General features: G+C 65.1%; 18 protein-coding genes. 10 read left to right on the top strand and 8 right to left on the bottom strand.

Annotated features, from left to right (window positions below; all coding sequences use genetic code 11):
• Positions 1-40 precede the first annotated feature (40 nt).
• Positions 41-757: a response regulator transcription factor gene (locus ACPRTJ_RS16915; protein WP_043862560.1), complete on the bottom strand. Its 717-nt coding sequence runs from the start codon at positions 755-757 to the stop codon at positions 41-43.
• Positions 758-970: 213 nt separating this feature from the next.
• Between ACPRTJ_RS16915 and ACPRTJ_RS16910 the strand changes: the two genes are divergently transcribed.
• The 4 genes from ACPRTJ_RS16910 (at position 971) to ACPRTJ_RS16895 (ending at position 5,651) form a co-directional block, all read left to right on the top strand.
• Positions 971-3,724 (top strand): response regulator, encoded by a 2,754-nt coding sequence (locus ACPRTJ_RS16910; RefSeq protein ID WP_043862561.1) that lies wholly within the window; start codon positions 971-973, stop codon positions 3,722-3,724.
• A 67-nt stretch (positions 3,725-3,791) separates the two neighbouring features.
• Positions 3,792-4,781 carry a 2-hydroxyacid dehydrogenase gene (locus ACPRTJ_RS16905; RefSeq protein ID WP_236176574.1) on the top strand — a complete coding sequence of 330 codons (990 nt, stop codon included), beginning with the start codon at positions 3,792-3,794 and terminating at the stop codon, positions 4,779-4,781.
• A gap of 31 nt (positions 4,782-4,812) precedes the next feature.
• Entirely contained in the window at positions 4,813-5,250 is a 438-nt protein-coding gene (locus tag ACPRTJ_RS16900) for a hypothetical protein (RefSeq protein ID WP_058541001.1), read from the top strand.
• Between the two features lie 8 nt (positions 5,251-5,258).
• On the top strand, positions 5,259-5,651 hold the full coding sequence (locus ACPRTJ_RS16895; protein ID WP_426429132.1) for an META domain-containing protein: 393 nt from the start codon (positions 5,259-5,261) through the stop codon (positions 5,649-5,651).
• Positions 5,652-5,735: 84 nt separating this feature from the next.
• On the opposite strand, the gene ACPRTJ_RS16890 is transcribed toward ACPRTJ_RS16895, so the two are convergent.
• Entirely contained in the window at positions 5,736-6,200 is a 465-nt protein-coding gene (locus tag ACPRTJ_RS16890) for a TlpA disulfide reductase family protein (RefSeq protein WP_043862565.1), read from the bottom strand.
• 87 nt (positions 6,201-6,287) lie between these two features.
• On the opposite strand from ACPRTJ_RS16890, the gene arsC reads away from it, so the two are divergent.
• From arsC to ACPRTJ_RS16875, 3 genes are read left to right on the top strand one after another with little or no spacing between them, the layout of a single operon-like run.
• Positions 6,288-6,641, top strand: a complete 354-nt coding sequence (gene arsC / locus ACPRTJ_RS16885) for an arsenate reductase (glutaredoxin) (protein ID WP_054914702.1) — start codon at positions 6,288-6,290, stop codon at positions 6,639-6,641.
• A complete protein-coding gene (gene wrbA / locus ACPRTJ_RS16880) occupies positions 6,638-7,243 on the top strand; it encodes an NAD(P)H:quinone oxidoreductase (RefSeq protein WP_043862567.1) in 606 nt (201 codons plus the stop codon). Before arsC ends, wrbA begins: the two co-directional genes overlap by 4 nt.
• Positions 7,236-7,649 carry a DUF2069 domain-containing protein gene (locus ACPRTJ_RS16875; protein ID WP_043862568.1) on the top strand — a complete coding sequence of 138 codons (414 nt, stop codon included), beginning with the start codon at positions 7,236-7,238 and terminating at the stop codon, positions 7,647-7,649. The genes wrbA and ACPRTJ_RS16875 overlap by 8 nt, the downstream gene beginning before the upstream one ends.
• Positions 7,650-7,745: 96 nt before the next feature.
• Here ACPRTJ_RS16875 and ACPRTJ_RS16870 read toward each other — a convergent pair whose 3' ends face one another.
• Together ACPRTJ_RS16870 and ttcA are read right to left on the bottom strand one after the other, a co-directional pair.
• Positions 7,746-8,417: a DNA-3-methyladenine glycosylase I gene (locus ACPRTJ_RS16870; RefSeq protein ID WP_054914703.1), complete on the bottom strand. Its 672-nt coding sequence runs from the start codon at positions 8,415-8,417 to the stop codon at positions 7,746-7,748.
• Positions 8,418-8,422: 5 nt separating this feature from the next.
• Positions 8,423-9,247 carry a tRNA 2-thiocytidine(32) synthetase TtcA gene (gene ttcA / locus ACPRTJ_RS16865; RefSeq protein WP_054914704.1) on the bottom strand — a complete coding sequence of 275 codons (825 nt, stop codon included), beginning with the start codon at positions 9,245-9,247 and terminating at the stop codon, positions 8,423-8,425.
• A 268-nt stretch (positions 9,248-9,515) separates the two neighbouring features.
• Between ttcA and ACPRTJ_RS16860 the strand changes: the two genes are divergently transcribed.
• Positions 9,516-10,115 carry a Yip1 family protein gene (locus ACPRTJ_RS16860; RefSeq protein WP_043862571.1) on the top strand — a complete coding sequence of 200 codons (600 nt, stop codon included), beginning with the start codon at positions 9,516-9,518 and terminating at the stop codon, positions 10,113-10,115.
• A gap of 128 nt (positions 10,116-10,243) precedes the next feature.
• Positions 10,244-10,738, top strand: a complete 495-nt coding sequence (locus ACPRTJ_RS16855; RefSeq protein WP_043862572.1) for a SprT family zinc-dependent metalloprotease — start codon at positions 10,244-10,246, stop codon at positions 10,736-10,738.
• Positions 10,739-10,849: 111 nt separating this feature from the next.
• On the opposite strand, the gene ACPRTJ_RS16850 is transcribed toward ACPRTJ_RS16855, so the two are convergent.
• From ACPRTJ_RS16850 to ACPRTJ_RS16835, 4 genes are all read right to left on the bottom strand, one after another.
• A complete protein-coding gene (locus tag ACPRTJ_RS16850) occupies positions 10,850-12,178 on the bottom strand; it encodes a dicarboxylate/amino acid:cation symporter (RefSeq protein ID WP_054914705.1) in 1,329 nt (442 codons plus the stop codon).
• A 298-nt stretch (positions 12,179-12,476) separates the two neighbouring features.
• On the bottom strand, positions 12,477-13,823 hold the full coding sequence (locus ACPRTJ_RS16845) for an ATP-binding protein (protein WP_043862574.1): 1,347 nt from the start codon (positions 13,821-13,823) through the stop codon (positions 12,477-12,479).
• Complete coding sequence (locus tag ACPRTJ_RS16840) at positions 13,820-14,497, bottom strand: response regulator (protein ID WP_043862575.1); 678 nt, start codon at positions 14,495-14,497, stop codon at positions 13,820-13,822. The genes ACPRTJ_RS16845 and ACPRTJ_RS16840 overlap by 4 nt, the downstream gene beginning before the upstream one ends.
• 111 nt (positions 14,498-14,608) lie before the next feature.
• On the bottom strand, positions 14,609-15,211 hold the full coding sequence (locus tag ACPRTJ_RS16835) for a membrane protein (RefSeq protein WP_043862576.1): 603 nt from the start codon (positions 15,209-15,211) through the stop codon (positions 14,609-14,611).
• A 132-nt stretch (positions 15,212-15,343) separates the two neighbouring features.
• On the opposite strand from ACPRTJ_RS16835, the gene ACPRTJ_RS16830 reads away from it, so the two are divergent.
• Positions 15,344-16,135, top strand: a complete 792-nt coding sequence (locus ACPRTJ_RS16830; RefSeq protein WP_058540996.1) for a dienelactone hydrolase family protein — start codon at positions 15,344-15,346, stop codon at positions 16,133-16,135.
• Positions 16,136-16,171 lie beyond the last annotated feature (36 nt).

The raw sequence follows: 16,171 nt of genomic DNA, 5'->3' as shown, positions 1-16,171 counted from the left end.
GCAAGGCCAGCTTCCAGAACAGGGAATGACGGCTGAGCACCTACAGGTCCTCGCTGGCGCTGAGCACATAGCCCTTGCCCCACACCGTGCGCACCTGGCGCTCCAGGTAACCGATGGCCTTGAGCTTGCGGCGGATCTGGCTCACGTGCATGTCCAGGCTGCGGTCATGCCGGGCATAGCCGCGCTGCAATACGTGCTGATAAAGGAATGCCTTGCTCAACACCTCTTCATGGCTGCGGTGCAGGGTGTCGAGCAGGCGGTACTCGCTTAAGGTCAGGCCGGCCCGCTGCTGCCCGTGGAGCACATCGCAGGCCAGTTCATCGAACACCAGTTCGCCCGCGGGCGTGCCCTCCCCCGGCTGGTGCCGGCGCTCCAGCGCCACCCGCCGCAGGATCGCCTCGATGCGCACGCGCAGCTCGACCATGCTGAACGGTTTGGGCAGGTAGTCGTCGGCGCCGCGCTGGAAGCCGGTGATGCGATCGCCTTCGGCGCCCAGCGCCGACATCAGGATCACCGGTATCGAGCTCTTCTCGCGCAGCCGCGCCAGGGCATCCAGCCCGTTCAGGCCGGGCAGCAGGATATCCATCAGCACCACATCGAAGCTGCGCTGGCGAGCCATCTGCAGCCCTTCGCGGCCATCGCGGCACCAGGTCACCAGAAACCCGCTGCGCTCGAGCTGCTCGTGCAGGTGGGCACCCAGGACCGGATCGTCCTCGATGGCAAGTATGTTTGAGGCGTTAATGGCGACGGGATTCATTGGCGGGTGCTAGCAATTCTCAATCGCTCGATTATTGAGCATTCCCCCCATGCAAGCAACACGCGCCGACAAAAGCACCTGCGCCTCCTACAATCGACAAAAACAGATACAAATGAGTGCATTAGATACACAGTCGCGGTAATTTTCAGAGTTGGGTCGTCGGAACATGCCGACGAAGGTCCTACAGCGCTAACCGAGCACAGGAGAGTGGGCGTGCTGAATCGATTGGGAATCAGAAGCCGCGTACTGCTGCTCGCCCTGCTCCCGGCCAGCATGATGGCGCTGGTGCTGGGTGGTTACTTCACCTGGTTGCAGCAAAGCGAACTGCAGGCCCAGCTGCTGCAACGCGGTCGCATGATCGCCGAGCAACTGGCGCCCCTGGTGGCCCCGGTGCTGGCCCGCAACGATTCGGCGCAGCTCGAGCGCATCGCCGCCGAGGCGCTGGAGCAGGCCGACGTGCGCGCCGTGTCGTTTCTGCACCCCGACCGCAGCCACCTGGCCCACGCCGGCCCGAGCATGCTCAACCAGCAGCCCAGCGGTGGCGGCACCCAGTTGCTGCAACGCAGCGGCAACGATGCCACGCGCTACCTGTTGCCGGTGTTCGGCCGCCATCGCGAGCTGGCCGGCGAACGGGTTCCCGGTGAAGCCGACCGCCTGCTGGGCTGGGTCGAGATCGAGCTGTCCCACGATGGCACGCTGCTGCGCGGCTACCGCAGCCTGTTCGCCAGCCTGCTGCTGATTCTGGTGGGCCTGGGCGCGACCGCCCTGCTGGCGCTGCGCATGAGCCGCACCATCAACGGCCCCATCGGGCAGATCAAGTTCGCGGTCAACCAGCTCAAGGACGGCAACCTCGAACAGCGCCTGCCGAGCCTGGGCAGCCATGAGCTGGATGAACTGGCCAATGGCATCAACCGCATGGCCGAAACCCTGCACAACGCCCATGAAGAGCTGCAGCACAGCATCGACCAGGCCACCGAGGACGTGCGCCAGAACCTTGAGACCATCGAGATCCAGAACATCGAGCTGGACATGGCGCGCAAGGAAGCCCTGGAAGCCAGCCGCATCAAGTCCGAATTCCTGGCCAACATGAGCCACGAGATCCGCACGCCGCTCAACGGCATCCTGGGCTTTACCCACCTGCTGCAGAAAAGCGAACTGACCCCGCGCCAGCTCGACTACCTGGGTACCATCGAAAAATCCGCGGACAGCCTGCTGGGAATCATCAACGAGATCCTCGACTTCTCCAAGATCGAGGCAGGCAAGCTGGTGCTCGACAGCATCCCGTTCAACCTGCGCGACCTGATCCAGGACACCCTGACCATCCTCGCCCCGGCGGCCCACGCCAAGCAGCTCGAACTGGTCAGCCTGGTGTACCGCGACACCCCGCTGTCGCTGGTGGGCGACCCGCTGCGGCTCAAGCAGATCCTCACCAACCTGGTGAGCAATGCGATCAAGTTCACCCGCGAAGGCACCATCGTTGCCCGCGCCATGCTCGATGACGAAACCGAAGACAGCGTGCAATTGCGCATCTGCGTGCAGGACACCGGCATCGGCCTGTCCAGCCAGGATGTGCGTGCCCTGTTCCAGGCCTTCAGTCAGGCCGACAACTCGCTGTCGCGCCAGCCCGGCGGCACCGGCCTGGGGCTGGTGATCTCCAAGCGCCTGATCGAACAGATGGGCGGCGAGATCGGCGTCGACAGTACCCCGGGCGAGGGGTCGCAGTTCTGGATCAGCCTCAACCTGCCCAAGGCCCGCGACGACGCCGAGGACCTGCCACCCCAGGCGCTGCAAGGCCGGCGCATGGCAATCGTGGACGACCACGAACTGGCCCGCCAGGCATTGGCGCACCAGATGCAGGACTGCGGCCTGGACGTGACCACCTTCACCACCAGCGAGCAGCTGCTCAAGGGCATCGAGGCCGCCTTCCTTGCCGGCCAGCCGTTCGAGCTGGCGATCATGGGGGTCAACCTGCAATCGCTGGCGCCCGAGCGCCTGGGCCAGTACATCCAGCGCCTGGAGCACTTTGCCTGTCAGGCCCTGGTGCTGTGCCCCACCACCGAACAGGCGCTGTACCACCCGCACCTGCCCAATGCCCACGGCCAGCTGCACGCCAAGCCTGCGTGTACGCGCAAGGTGCGCCGGGCCCTGCTCGAGCTGGTGCAGCCCAGGCGTACCAGCGGCGAATACAAGGTGCCCAGCGGCCAGCGCCAACCCCGCGTGCTGTGCGTGGACGACAACCCGGCCAACCTGCTGCTGGTGCAGACCCTGCTCGAAGACCTCGGCGCCGATGTGCTGGCGGTGGACAGCGGCCATGCGGCGATCAGCGCAGTGCAGGACGAGCACTTCGACCTGGTGCTGATGGACGTACAGATGCCGGTGATGGACGGGCGCGAATGCACCGAACAGATCCGCCAGTGGGAGGCCACGCGCAGCGCCCCGGCCTTGCCGATCGTGGCCTTGACCGCGCATGCCATGGCCAACGAGAAGCGCGCCCTGCTGCACAGCGGCATGGACGACTACCTGACCAAGCCGATCAGTGAGCGCCAGCTGGCCCAGGTGGTGCTGAAGTGGACCGGCCTGCAACTGGGCAGCCCGACCAACGAGCGCGGCGCCGAACTGCCGGTCGACGGCAACGACCTGAAGGTGCTGGACCCTGAGGAAGGCCTGCGCCTGGCGGCAGGCAAGCCGGACCTGGCCGCCGACATGCTGGCCATGCTGCTGGCTTCGCTGGATGCCGACCGCGACGCGATCCGCTGCGCCCGCGAGGCCGACGACCGCCACGCCACCATCGAGCGCGTGCACCGCCTCAATGGCGCCACGCGCTATTGCGGCGTACCGCAGCTGCGCGCCGCCTGCCAGCGCAGCGAAACCCTGCTCAAGCAGGACGACCCCGAGGCCCAGCGTGCCCTCGACGAACTGGACCAGGCCATCAACCGCCTGACGACCGTGGCCCGCCAGAGCGCCTGATCTCTGGCAAGGCCCGGGCCTTGCCGGTTGGTTACACTGACGGCATCCGACCCTTGGGAACCATGCCATGCAAGCCTTGCTCTTCAGCAGCCAACACTATGACCAGGACAGCTTCAGCAGCGCGCCAGGGGCCACGCAACTGGCGCTGCACTTTCAAGGCGCGCGCCTGACCGAAGACACCGCGGCACTGGCCGAAGGCTACGAGGTGGTGTGCGCGTTCATCAACGACGACCTCTCGGCGCCGGTGCTGACCCGCCTCAAGGCCGGCGGCACGCGCCTGATCGCGTTGCGCTCGGCCGGCTACAACCATGTCGACCTGGCCGCCGCCAAGCGCCTTGGGCTGACGGTGGTGCGGGTGCCGGCCTACTCGCCGCATGCGGTGGCCGAACACGCCGTGGCCCTGATTCTTGCCCTCAATCGCCGCCTGCACCGTGCCTACAACCGCACTCGCGAGGGCGATTTCAGCCTGCACGGGCTGACCGGTTTCGACCTGCACGGCAAGACCGTCGGCGTGGTCGGCACCGGCCAGATCGGCCTGGCGTTTGCGCGGATCATGGCAGGCTTCGGCTGCCAGCTGCTGGCGTACGACCCCTACCCCAACCCCGAGGTGGAGGCGCTGGGTGCACGTTACCTGGACCTGCCGGAGCTGCTGCGCGAATCGCGCATCATCAGCCTGCACTGCCCGCTCACGCCGCAGACCCGGCACCTGATCAACCCGCAGAGCCTGGCCAGCCTGCAGCCGGGCGCCATGCTGATCAATACCGGGCGCGGCGCGCTGGTCGACACACCGGCGCTGATCGACGCGCTCAAGAGCGGCCAGCTCGGCTACCTGGGGCTGGACGTGTACGAGGAGGAGGCGCAGATCTTTTTCGAGGACCGCTCCGACCTGCCGTTGCAGGACGACGTGCTGGCGCGGCTGCTGACCTTCCCCAACGTGATCGTGACCGCGCACCAGGCCTTCCTGACCCGCGAGGCACTGGCGGCGATCGCCGCCACCACGCTGGAGAACATTGCCCGCTGGGCGGCAGGCAATCCGCAGAATCTGGTCGAGGGATGATGCTAGGATACGCGCCATATTTGGAGGACCCATGGTCGAACACGATTTCCGCTACACCCTGTTCAATCCGCAACACACCCTGATCGAATGCCGCTCGCTGGTACCCGGTCGCTATCAGGTCACCGGCAACGGTGGCTCGATCCAGAAAGGCGACGTACTGCTGGTGACCCTCAAGGGCAGCAAGACCCTGTCGATGCGCCTGACGGTCGAGACCGTGCGCCACCTGATCAACCCCACCGGCCAGTGGGTGGCGGTAGCGGCGGGCCCGGTGTTCGGCGAGCTGGCGATTCATGCATGGCAGGTCAACTGCGATGGCTGCCAGGCCACCCTGGACTTCGAATTCGCCGTGGATGCCAAGCTGGGCACCAAGGCGCAGAAGCCGGCGGCCGTGGCGCGCATCGCCGAATTGGGTTGGTGCACACAGGGCGACAAGCACCTGTGCCCGAAATGCCAGGAGGCTGCAAAGTGAAACCCGTGATGGTCTGTGCAGCGGTGGTCGCGACCCTGGCCGGTTGCGTAGCCGAGCCGATGAAGCTGCAACAGGAGCAGAGCTACGTGCTGGAGTGGATTGGCGAACGTCCGCTGATCGACTACAGCCACCTGACCCTGACGCTGGCCGAGGATGGCCGGGCGTATGGCAATGCCGGCTGCAACCACTGGTTTGCGCCGTACACGCTGGACGGCGAGAAACTCAGCTTTGGCCCGGTGGGCAGCACGCGCAAGCAGTGCGCGCCGGCGCTGATGGAGCAGGAAAAGCGCTTTCTGAAGGCGCTGGAGACCGTGCAGCGCTGGGACATTTCGCCGATCGAGCAGGTGCGCTTCTGGCCCGAACAGGGCAAGCCGCTGCGCTTCTGGCCTGAGGAAGGCTGACAGCCCGCATCGCCTGCATCGCGGGCCAGGCCCGCCCCACAACGCTGTGGGAGCGGGCTTGACCCGCGATCGGCGCACCGCCGATCAGGCGCCCTTTAGCACCTTGATCTTCTCGGCCAGCCCCTCGGCCGTCTGCTCGCCCATCAACTGCTCACGCACCTTGCCCTTGTCGTCGATGATGTAGGTCACCGGCAGCGCCTCGCTGCGCGGCAGGTCGTAGCGCTCGGCCGGGTCGTCGGCCAGCACGGTGAAGTCGATGCCCAGCGCCTGGCTGGCCTTTTTCAGCTCATCGCCGCGCAAGCCGTCGAAATTCACCCCCAGTACGGTGATCCCCTGCGCCTGCCAGTCCTTGGCGGCTGCGTTCAGTTCGGGGATCTCGGTGCGGCACGGCCCGCACCATTCGGCCCAGTAGTTGAGCACCACCCAGCGCCCTTCGATCTGCTCGGCTTTCACCGCATTGCCGTTCTGGTCGAGGCCGTAGTCCACACCGCATCCGCCGAGCAACAGGCTCGCGGTGATGGCCAGGGCTGCTGCCAATCGCCTTGTCATGGGTCAATCCTTCTTCAAGATTCAGGCAAAATGCCAATTCGCTGCGGTTAGAATAGCCGCCACCCCCTGCCGGATGCGACCCCGAACATGACCGAACTGACCCTGTATCACAACCCGCGCTGCTCCAAGTCCCGTGGCGCGCTGGAATTGCTCGAAGCCCGTGGCCTGACCCCGGAGGTGGTGCGCTACCTGGAAACCCCACCCGACGCCGCCACCCTCAAGGCCCTGCTCGGCAAGCTGGGCATCGGCGCGCGCCAGCTGCTGCGCAGTGGCGAAGACGAATACAAGACCCTGGGCCTGGCCGACCCGGCCCTGAGCGACGACCAGTTGATCGACGCCATGGCCCGGCACCCCAAGCTGATCGAACGCCCGATCCTGGTGGCGGGCAACAAGGCCGTGATTGGCCGGCCGCCCGAGAAGGTGCTGGAGATTCTGCCGTGAGCGCGCCCTATATCCTGATCCTGTTCTACAGCCGCCACGGCTCCACCAGCGAAATGGCCCGGCAGATTGCCCGTGGCGTCGAACTGGGTGGGCTGGAGGCGCGCCTGCGCACGGTGCCGGCGATTTCCACCGAGTGTGAAGCGGTGGCCCCCGACATCCCCGAGAACGGCGCGCTGTATGCCACCCTCGACGACCTGCGCCATTGCTCGGGCCTGGCCCTGGGCAGCCCGACGCGCTTCGGCAACATGGCCGCGCCGCTCAAGTATTTCATCGACGGCACCAGCAGCCTGTGGCTGAGTGGCGGGCTGGTGGGCAAGCCAGCGGCGGCGTTCACCTCCACGGCCAGCCTGCATGGCGGCCAGGAGTCGACCCTGCTGTCGATGCTGCTGCCGCTGATGCACCACGGCATGCTGATCATGGGGCTGCCCTACAGCGAATCGGCGTTGCTCGACACCCGGGGCGGCGGCACGCCGTATGGCGCCAGCCACCATGCCGGGGCCGATGGCAAGCGCGACCTGGACGCCGACGAGATCGCCCTGTGCCGTGCCCTGGGCCAGCGCCTGGCGAGCACTGCCAAACTGCTGGAGAACGGCCGTGGCTAAGAAGCCCAAGGTGCTGCCGCCGCTGGAGTGGCTGGAGCCACGTGTGCGCGCTACCCGGGTGCTGAGCCTGGTGGCGTTTTTCAGCCTAATGGCGTTGCTGACGGTGAACAACCTGTGGTTCGCCAACCTGCACGGCGCGCGCGTGGGGGTGATCCTGGCCATCGAGCTGGTGCCGTTGCTGCTGGTGCTGCCGGGCATGCTGATGGGCAGTGCACGGGCCCATGCGTGGACGTGCTTCGTGGTGAACCTGTACTTCATCAAGGGCGTGCTGGCCGCGTTCGACCCGGCGCGGGCGCTGCTGGGGTGGCTGGAAGTGGGGATCAGCCTGGTGCTGTTCGTGAGTGCGCTGCTGTTTGTGCGCTGGCGCTTTCAGTATGAGCGGCGGGTGGCGGGGGAAGGCGTCTGATAGGCGGCGCGCCTATCGCGGGTCAAGCCCGCTCCCACAGGATTACCACGGTCCTTGTGGGAGCGGGCTTGACCCGCGATTGCGACACCGTCGTTCTCAATGGTTGACGGTATACGCCAGCATCATCGACAACTGGCACATCGGCCGCCCGCTCTGGGCATGCCACTGGTTGAACGCCTGCTGCACGGTGGCCAGGTCGCGCTGGCTGGTCGGCTGCCGGTCGATCACATCCTGCGCCACCAGCGCCGCCACCACGTCATTGCTCGGCACGAAGGTGTCCTTGCCGACCATGCGCAGAAAACGCGGCGCCGACAGCCCGCCCATCTGGTTGCCCTGCTTGGCCAGGTACTTCCACAGGCCGACGATGTCGGTCACCGGCCAGTCGGCGATCAACGCACCGAAACTGCCCTTCTCCCTGGCCACGTCGAGCATGAACTGCGCATTGCGCGGCACGCTCTTGAGCTTGCCCAGGTGGCGGATGATGCGGGTGTCCTGCATCAGCCGCTCCAGGTGCTCGGCGCCCATCAGCACCACCTTCTCTGGGTCGAAGCCAAAGAACACCTGCTCGAACGCCGGCCACTTGGCGTCCACCAGGCTGTGCTTGAGCCCGGCGCGAAACACCCGCAGGGCCATGGTCGAGAGGTAGCGGTCGTCGCTGATCTGGCGCAGCTGCGCCGGGCTCAAAGGCTCGGGCAGGTGCGCCTCGAGCGCCGCCGCCGAACCGAAGCGGTTCAGGCAGAATTCATGCAGCCACTGATAATCGCGCATGCCGGTCAGAGGTTCAGCACATCGACAAACCGCGGGGTGGCGGTCTCATCGATGCGCAGGTTGGTGAAGTCGAACAGGTTGCGGTCCGCCAGCTGCGACGGCACCACGTTCTGCAGGCCGCGGAAGATGCTCTCGGTGCGTCCCGGGGTCTTGCGCTCCCACTCCACCAGCATGTCCTTGACCACCTGGCGCTGCAGGTTTTCCTGCGAGCCGCACAGGTTGCACGGGATGATCGGGAATTGCTTCATGTCCGAGTAGGCCTGGATGTCCTTCTCGGCGCAGTAGGCCAGCGGACGGATCACCACGTTGCGACCGTCGTCGGCGCGCAGCTTGGGCGGCATGGCCTTGAGCGTGCCGTTGAAGAACATGTTGAGAAAGAAGGTCTCGACGATATCGTCGCGGTGATGCCCCAGGGCCATCTTGGTCGCACCGATCTCGTCGGCGAAGGTGTACAGCGTGCCGCGACGCAGGCGCGAGCACAGCGAGCAGGTGGTCTTGCCTTCCGGGATCAGTTCCTTGACCACCGAATAGGTGTCCTTCTCGACGATGTGGTACTCGATGCCCAGGGTCGCGAGGTAGGCCGGCAGGATGTGCTCGGGGAAGCCTGGCTGCTTCTGGTCCATGTTGACCGCGACGATGTCGAACTTGATCGGCGCCACTTTCTGCAGGTGCAGCAGAACATCGAGCATGGTGTAGCTGTCTTTGCCGCCCGACAGGCAGACCATGACCTTGTCGCCCTCTTCGATCATGTTGAAGTCGGCGACGGCTTCGCCGGCAAGGCGACGCAGGCGTTTTTGCAGTTTGTTCTGGTTGACCGAAAGGGTGCCCATGGCGATTGAATCCGCAAGGTGTGACAAAAGCGGCACATTTTACGCACAAACCTGACGCTCGCGTAGCCCATCCGATAAAGACTGCAAGGAAATGAAGCGCCGCGCTTACAGCGCAATTTGCTCTAAAAAAGCGGATTTGTGCAGCGAACCCCTTCCTATACTGCGTCATAAGGCCACAGCAAGCGTGACCTGATCCCGTCAGGCCCAGCCACTGGGCCGCGCAAGCGCTCCGCTGGGGGGCGATGGCAACAACGAGGGAGTGACTGGCATGATCCATCACGTTCTGGGGCTGTTCACCCATCCTGACCAGGAATGGAAAGAAATCCGTGGCGAAGACGAAACCATCAGCCACATGTACCTGACCCACACCTTGATACTGGCGGCGATACCCGCCGTTTCCGCGTTCATCGGCACCACCCAGGTGGGCTGGGTGATCGGCAACCGCGCACCGGTCATGCTCACCGTCGACAGTGCGATCTGGATGACCGTGATGTCCTACCTGGCCATGCTGGGCGGCGTCGCGGTGATGGGCGCCTTCATCCACTGGATGGCGCGCACCTACGACGCCACCCCGAGCATGGCCCAATGCATCGCGTTCGCCACCTACACCGCCACCCCGCTGTTCATCGGCGGCCTGGCGGCGCTGTACCCGCACCTGTGGCTGGGAATGATCGTCGGCACGGCAGCCATCTGCTACACGGTGTACCTGCTGTACGTGGGCCTGCCGACCTTCATGAACATCCCGTCCGACGAGGGCTTTCTGTTCTCGAGTTCGGTGCTGGCGGTGGGGCTGGTGGTGCTGGTTGCCATCATGGCCTTCACCGTGATCGTCTGGGGACTGGGCGTGGGGCCCGTCTATACCAGCTAGACAATACGCCAACCTAGGGGCTGTACCCATCAGGCCGCCGCAAGGCGGCTTGATGCTGTGCGGACCAGCGGTCTCGGCAGCGCCGCCCGGGTTGCGGCATAATTGCCGGCCAGGAGTGTCCAACCGATATGCCAGAGCTGCTCAATTCCCGCGTCGAAAGCTGTTACCAGCAAGCCGAAAGTTTTTTCAAGCGCCCCTTCCTGCGTCCCGAGGTGAGCTTCAAGCTGCGCGGGCAGAAGGCCGGTGTCGCGCACCTGCACGAAAACCTGCTGCGCTTCAACCTGCAGCTGTACCGCGAGAACAGTGAAGACTTCCTGCGCCAGACCGTGCCCCACGAAGTCGCGCACCTGGTGGCGCATCAACTGTTCGGCGACCGCATCCAGCCCCATGGCGAGGAGTGGCAGCTGATCATGCGCGGGGTGTACGAGCTGCCACCCAACCGCTGCCACAACTATGCAGTCAAGCGCCGCAGCGTGACCCGCTACATCTACAAGTGCCCATGTGCGGGCAGTGACTTTCCGTTCTCGGCGCAGCGCCACGGGCTGGTGCGCCAGGGGCGGCGGTATCTGTGCCGGCGGTGTCGGCAGACGCTGGTGTTCACCGGCGAGACGCGGGTGGAGTAGACGCCTCGCCGGCAAGCCAGCGCCCTGCAGGAGCCGGCCTTGCGGCGAAGACGCCTGCACAGGCACAAAAAAAAGCCCATCCGAAGATGGGCTTTTTGCGTTTGGCTAACCTCAGCCCTGGCGTACCGCACCTTCGGCGACACCCAGGTCGTCGGTAGGACGGGTGTCGACCAGCGGCGAACCACCCGAAGCCAGCTCGGCTTGCAGCTTGTCTTCGTCCAGCTCGTTGACCCACTTGGCCACCACCACGGTTGCCACCGCGTTGCCGATCAGGTTGGTCAGGGCGCGGGCTTCGGACATGAAGCGGTCGATACCCAGGATCAGCGCCAGGCCGGCAACCGGCAGGTGGCCGACCGCCGACAGGGTCGCGGCCAGCACGATGAAGCCGCTGCCGGTAACGCCTGCAGCACCCTTGGAGGCCACCAGCAACACCAGCAGCAGGGTGATCTGGTGGGTGATGTCCATGGTGGTGTCGGTGGCCTGGGCGATGAACACCGCAGCCATGGTCAGGTAGATCGAGGTGCCGTCCAGGTTGAACGAGTAGCCGGTCGGAATCACCAGGCCAACCACCGATTTCTTCGCGCCCAGACGCTCCATCTTGGCCAGCATGCGTGGCAGGGCCGACTCGGACGACGAGGTGCCGAGCACGATCATCAGCTCTTCACGGATGTAGCGGATCAGCTTGAGTACGCTGAAGCCGTGGGCACGGGCGATACCGCCCAGAATCACCAGGATGAACAGCAGGCAGGTGATGTAGAAGCAGGCCATCAGGTAGCCCAGCTGCACCAGCGAACCCACGCCGTACTGGCCGATGGTGAAGGCCATGGCACCGAAGGCACCGATCGGGGCCAGCTTCATGATCATGTTGATGATGTTGAACATGACGTGGGCGAAGCGGTCGATCAGGTCCAGCAGCGGCTTGCCGTAGGCACCCAGGCGGTGCAGGGCGAAACCGAAGATCACCGAGAACATCAGCACCTGCAGGATGTCGCCGTTGGCGAAGGCACCGACCACGGTGTTGGGGATGATGTTGAGCAGGAAGCCGACGGTGGTCTGCTGCGCACCGGCGGCGGCATAGGCAGCCACGCTGCTGGCGTTGAGGGTGGTCACGTCGATGTGCATGCCGGCACCCGGCTTGACCACGTTGACCACGACCAGGCCGATGATCAGCGCGATGGTCGAGACGATTTCGAAGTAGAGCAGCGCGTAGCCGCCGGTCTTGCCGACCGATTTCATGCTCTGCATGCCGGCGATGCCGCTGACCACGGTGCAGAAGATGATGGGGGCGATGACCATCTTGATCAGTTTGACGAAACCGTCACCCAGCGGCTTGAGCGCCACACCGGTGTCGGGATAGAAGTGACCCAGCAAGATACCGATGGTGATGGCGATGATCACCTGGATATACAGCGATTTGTACAGCGGCTGACGCGTCGTCATGGCTATTTTCCTCAATGTGCCGGCCCATCCTTCCCAGGAGGCGATCGGCACCTAAAGCGCGAACCCTCCTGCATTGGAGGGATTTGTTGTGTCGAGCTGCGTGGCAATGCTCTGCGGAGTCAATAGCAAGGCTGATGCCAGGATGTGCCAAGGCGGTGCAAACACCCTGTTTCAGGGCATTTCGTGCACCGCAAGGCAGCAAGGCAGGACGCGCCAGTTGGCGGATTTCCGCCCGGCACTCAAAGAATAGACCCGATGATGGCGGTAATCCGCCCACTGGGCGGAATGTGGCAGGCGCTCAGTCGAGCGGAAAGCGGATACGGAAGGCAGCGCCGCCCAGGGGCGAATCGTCGAGAGTGAGGGTGGCGTCGTAGCTCTCGATGATGTCCTTGACCACCGCCAGGCCGATGCCCTGCCCCGGGTACTGGCGATCGAGGCGCTCGCCCCGCTGCAGGATACGTTCGCGCTGGTGCACCGGTACGCCGGGGCCGTCGTCCTCGACACACAGCTCCAGCGCCGTGTCGCTGACCCGCAGGCTGATGCGGATCTGCCCCAGGCACAGACGGTAGGCGTTTTCCAGCAGGTTGCCGAGCAGTTCGAGCAATGCGCCCTGCTCCATGGGTACCAGTGCCTGGTCGGGCACTGCGTAGGTGATGTGCACCTGCTTGTCGCGGTAGACCTTGGCCAGGGTGCTGCACAGGCTGTCGAGCAGCGGGTGCAAGGCCACCTGGTGGCGCACCAGGCCGCTCTTGCGCAGGCTGGCGCGCTGCAACTGGTAGTCGATCTGCTGGCTCATGCGCTCGATCTGGCTCTGCAGCACCCGCGCCTGCTCGCGCTCGCCTTCGCGCTGGGCCATGCTTTCGCTGACCCCTTGCAGCACCGCCAGCGGGGTCTTGAGGCTGTGCGCCAGGTCATCCAGCGAGTCGCGGTAGCGCCCGCGCTGCTCGCGCTCGCTGCGCAGCAGGCGGTTGAGCGAGCCGGTCAGGCGCAACAGCTCGCGCGGGTGTTCGGCACTGAGGCCCTCGCGGGCGCCGGACTCCACGTCGTCCAGCTCCACGCTCATGCGCCGCAGCGAGCGCAGGCCCCAGGTCAGCCCGGCCCAGAGCAGCAGCATCAGGGCCAGCAGCGCCGCGCCAAAGCCCAGGTAGAGCTTCTCTTGCAGGCCGTTGAGGGTTTGCTGGTACTCGCGCACCGGTTGCAGGGCAACGATGCTGAAGGCCGCGCTCTTGCCACCCAGCAGCTTGACCTCCACGTCATAGACGAAGAACTCCTCGCCGTGGTCCTGGCGGATGCGCGCGAACTCGTTGCCGCGCCCGTCGTAGCGGGGTGTGTAGTTGATGTTCTCGTCGTTGGTGGCACGCGAACGCCACACCAGGTTGCCCTGGCGGTCGTAGATGTAGCCGAGCAGGCGGCTGTCGGGCAGGTTGAATTTCTCGTCCGGCAGCAGATCTGGCATCTGCAGCTTGCCGCCGTCTATGCGCGCCGCCGAGATCAGCGTGGTCACGTCCGAGGCCAGGCGCTGCTCGATGGACTCCTGCAGGGCCAGGCTGAAGGCCTTCTGCAGGGCCGGCAACAGGGCCAGCATGAACAGCAGCGCCAGCACCGCTGCGGCCAGCATCAGGCGCAGGCGCAGCGAACGAATCACAGGCAGCGCTCGGTGAACAGGTAGCCCAGGCCACGTACCGTGTCGATGGGCTTGAAGCCGTTGTCGCCCTCGAGCTTGCGGCGCAGGCGGCCGATCAGCACTTCTATCACGTTGGGGTCACGCTCGCCGTCGTCGGGGTACAGCTGCTCCATCAGACGGTCCTTGGCCACCACCTGCTGGTGATGGCGCATCAGGTATTCGAGGATGCGGTATTCGTAGGCGGTCAATGCCAGGGGCTGGTCATCGAGCAGCGCCTGCTTGCGGTTGAGGTCCAGGCGCAGGGGGCCTGCGATGATGGTCGACTGGGTGAAGCCGCTGGAGCGGCGCAGCAGCGCATTCAGGCGCGCCTCCAGCTCTTCGAACTGGAACGGCTTGACCACGTAGTCGTCGGCACCGGCGGCCAGGCCTTCGACCTTGTCCTGCCAGTTGCCACGGGCGGTGAGAATCAGGATAGGAAATGTCTTGCCCTGGCTGCGCAGTTGGCGGATCAGGTCCAGCCCGCTCATGCCCGGCAGGCCCAGGTCGACGATGGCCAGGTCGTGATTGAACTGTTCGGCCTGGTACAGCGCCTCCTCGGCATTGGCCACCGCTTCGACCACATGCCCGCTTTCGCTCAGACGGCTGAACAGGTGATGCCGCAACAGGGCTTCATCCTCGACCACCAGCAGTTTCATACGCTCCTCCATAACCAGGCCCGGCCTGCTTGGCCGGGCATCTCGCTACATAACGGCAGAATAACAGCGAACCGGCCAGAGTGAAGGCCGGTTCGGGTATTGCGCGGGGGTTCAGAACAGGTAGTTGGCCGACAGGTAGGTTTGCGCGCTGCTTTTCAGGCGCAGGGCACCGAGCTTGTCGCCGTCGTGCTCGGACAGTTCGGTGGTGGCGTTGCTGCGCAGGTAGCGGTAGCCCAGCTCGACCGAAGCATTGCTGCTGACCTGTTGCAGTACGCCAGCCTGCAGGCCGTAGGCGTAGCCGGTGTCGGTGTCGCGGCTGTAGCCGGAGGATTCCTGGCTGAGCTTGGTCACGCCCAGGCTCGCACCGCCGAATGCCTTGGTGCTGCTACCCAGCGGATAGAACACGTCGTAGCTGCCCAGCAGGTTTTCCTGGCGCATTTTCAGGCCGCTGTGGTTGTTGGAGACGTTGTCGTAGGTGAGGTAGTAGCGGCCCTGGTCGTTCTGCTGACCAATGCGCGCACCCCAGGTGCCGTCCTTGCTGATGATGCCGTCGGTGTTGAGGTGGTCGGTGTTGCTGCTGAGCAAGCCGGACTTCTTGATCTTGTCGCTGGTCTGGCCGTAGGTGAGGCCGGCGAAGGTGGTGTCGGCAGCCTGTACCAGGGAGCTGGCACCCAGCATGGTGATGGCGATCAGTACGGTATTGAGGCTTTTCATGAGTGTGTACTCCAGAGTGATGCGCGGTGTTTGTGTGGGAGCTAGAGTAAGCAGGGCGCCCTGAACCGCCGCTGAATGCTGGCTGAACCCCGGCTGAACGAGCGGGCATCAACGGAAAAAAGGAGACTGACCATGCGTTACCTGCTCGCACTTGCCCTGATCGGCGCCACTGGCCTGGCCCAGGCTGCGGTGCAAACCCGCCAGATCGACTACCAGGACGCCGACGGCAAGCGCCTGGTGGGCTACTACGCCTATGACGACGCCGTGAAGGGCGAACGTCCCGGGGTGGTGGTGGTGCACGAATGGTGGGGGCTGAACGACTATGCCAAGCGCCGTGCCCGCGACCTGGCCGGGCTGGGCTACAGCGCGCTGGCCATCGACATGTATGGCGACGGCAAGAACACCGAGCACCCGGCCGATGCGCAGGCGTTCATGGCGGCGGCCTTGAAAGACCCGAAGACGGCGGCAACACGCTTCGATGCCGGGGTCGAGTTGCTGAAGATCCAGCCGCAGACCAACCCCGACAAGATCGCCGCCATCGGCTACTGCTTCGGCGGCAAGGTGGTGCTGGACGCTGCGCGGCGCAGTGAGCCGCTGGCGGGGGTGGCGAGCTTTCACGGAGCGCTGGTGACGGCCACGCCGGCAACCAGCGGCAGTGTGAAGGCGCCGTTGCTGGTGGAGCATGGCGCCAGCGACAGCATGGTCACGCCCGAGCAGGTGGCTGCGTTCAGGAAGGAGATGGAGGCAGCCGGCGCCGACCTGAAGTTCGTGAGCATCCCGGGGGCCAAGCATGGCTTCACCAACCCGGATGCCGACCGCCTGAGCCACGGCGAGCACGGCGGGCCGGATATCGGCTATGACAAGGCCGCCGATGAAAGCTCGTGGGCAGACCTGCAGGTGTTTTTGAAGAAGGTGTTTGACTGAAGCCCGCTTGGCGGCAACGCTGGCTCCTGCGACAGG

It is taken from the genome of Pseudomonas palmensis (assembly GCF_049942755.1).
GTDB lineage: Bacteria > Pseudomonadota > Gammaproteobacteria > Pseudomonadales > Pseudomonadaceae > Aquipseudomonas > Aquipseudomonas palmensis.
This window is presented reverse-complemented; position numbering and strand designations above follow the sequence as displayed.

Coding starts and splice junctions, on each gene's coding strand:
- ACPRTJ_RS16915 (WP_043862560.1), bottom strand. CDS start 757: ATGAATCCCGTCGCCATTAACGCCTCAAACATACTTGCCATCGAGGAC.
- ACPRTJ_RS16905 (WP_236176574.1), top strand. CDS start 3,792: ATGCAAGCCTTGCTCTTCAGCAGCCAACACTATGACCAGGACAGCTTC.
- ACPRTJ_RS16900 (WP_058541001.1), top strand. CDS start 4,813: ATGGTCGAACACGATTTCCGCTACACCCTGTTCAATCCGCAACACACC.
- ACPRTJ_RS16895 (WP_426429132.1), top strand. CDS start 5,259: ATGGTCTGTGCAGCGGTGGTCGCGACCCTGGCCGGTTGCGTAGCCGAG.
- ACPRTJ_RS16890 (WP_043862565.1), bottom strand. CDS start 6,200: ATGACAAGGCGATTGGCAGCAGCCCTGGCCATCACCGCGAGCCTGTTG.
- arsC (WP_054914702.1), top strand. CDS start 6,288: ATGACCGAACTGACCCTGTATCACAACCCGCGCTGCTCCAAGTCCCGT.
- ACPRTJ_RS16870 (WP_054914703.1), bottom strand. CDS start 8,417: ATGCGCGATTATCAGTGGCTGCATGAATTCTGCCTGAACCGCTTCGGT.
- ttcA (WP_054914704.1), bottom strand. CDS start 9,247: ATGGGCACCCTTTCGGTCAACCAGAACAAACTGCAAAAACGCCTGCGT.
- ACPRTJ_RS16860 (WP_043862571.1), top strand. CDS start 9,516: ATGATCCATCACGTTCTGGGGCTGTTCACCCATCCTGACCAGGAATGG.
- ACPRTJ_RS16855 (WP_043862572.1), top strand. CDS start 10,244: ATGCCAGAGCTGCTCAATTCCCGCGTCGAAAGCTGTTACCAGCAAGCC.
- ACPRTJ_RS16850 (WP_054914705.1), bottom strand. CDS start 12,178: ATGACGACGCGTCAGCCGCTGTACAAATCGCTGTATATCCAGGTGATC.
- ACPRTJ_RS16840 (WP_043862575.1), bottom strand. CDS start 14,497: ATGAAACTGCTGGTGGTCGAGGATGAAGCCCTGTTGCGGCATCACCTG.
- ACPRTJ_RS16835 (WP_043862576.1), bottom strand. CDS start 15,211: ATGAAAAGCCTCAATACCGTACTGATCGCCATCACCATGCTGGGTGCC.
- ACPRTJ_RS16830 (WP_058540996.1), top strand. CDS start 15,344: ATGCGTTACCTGCTCGCACTTGCCCTGATCGGCGCCACTGGCCTGGCC.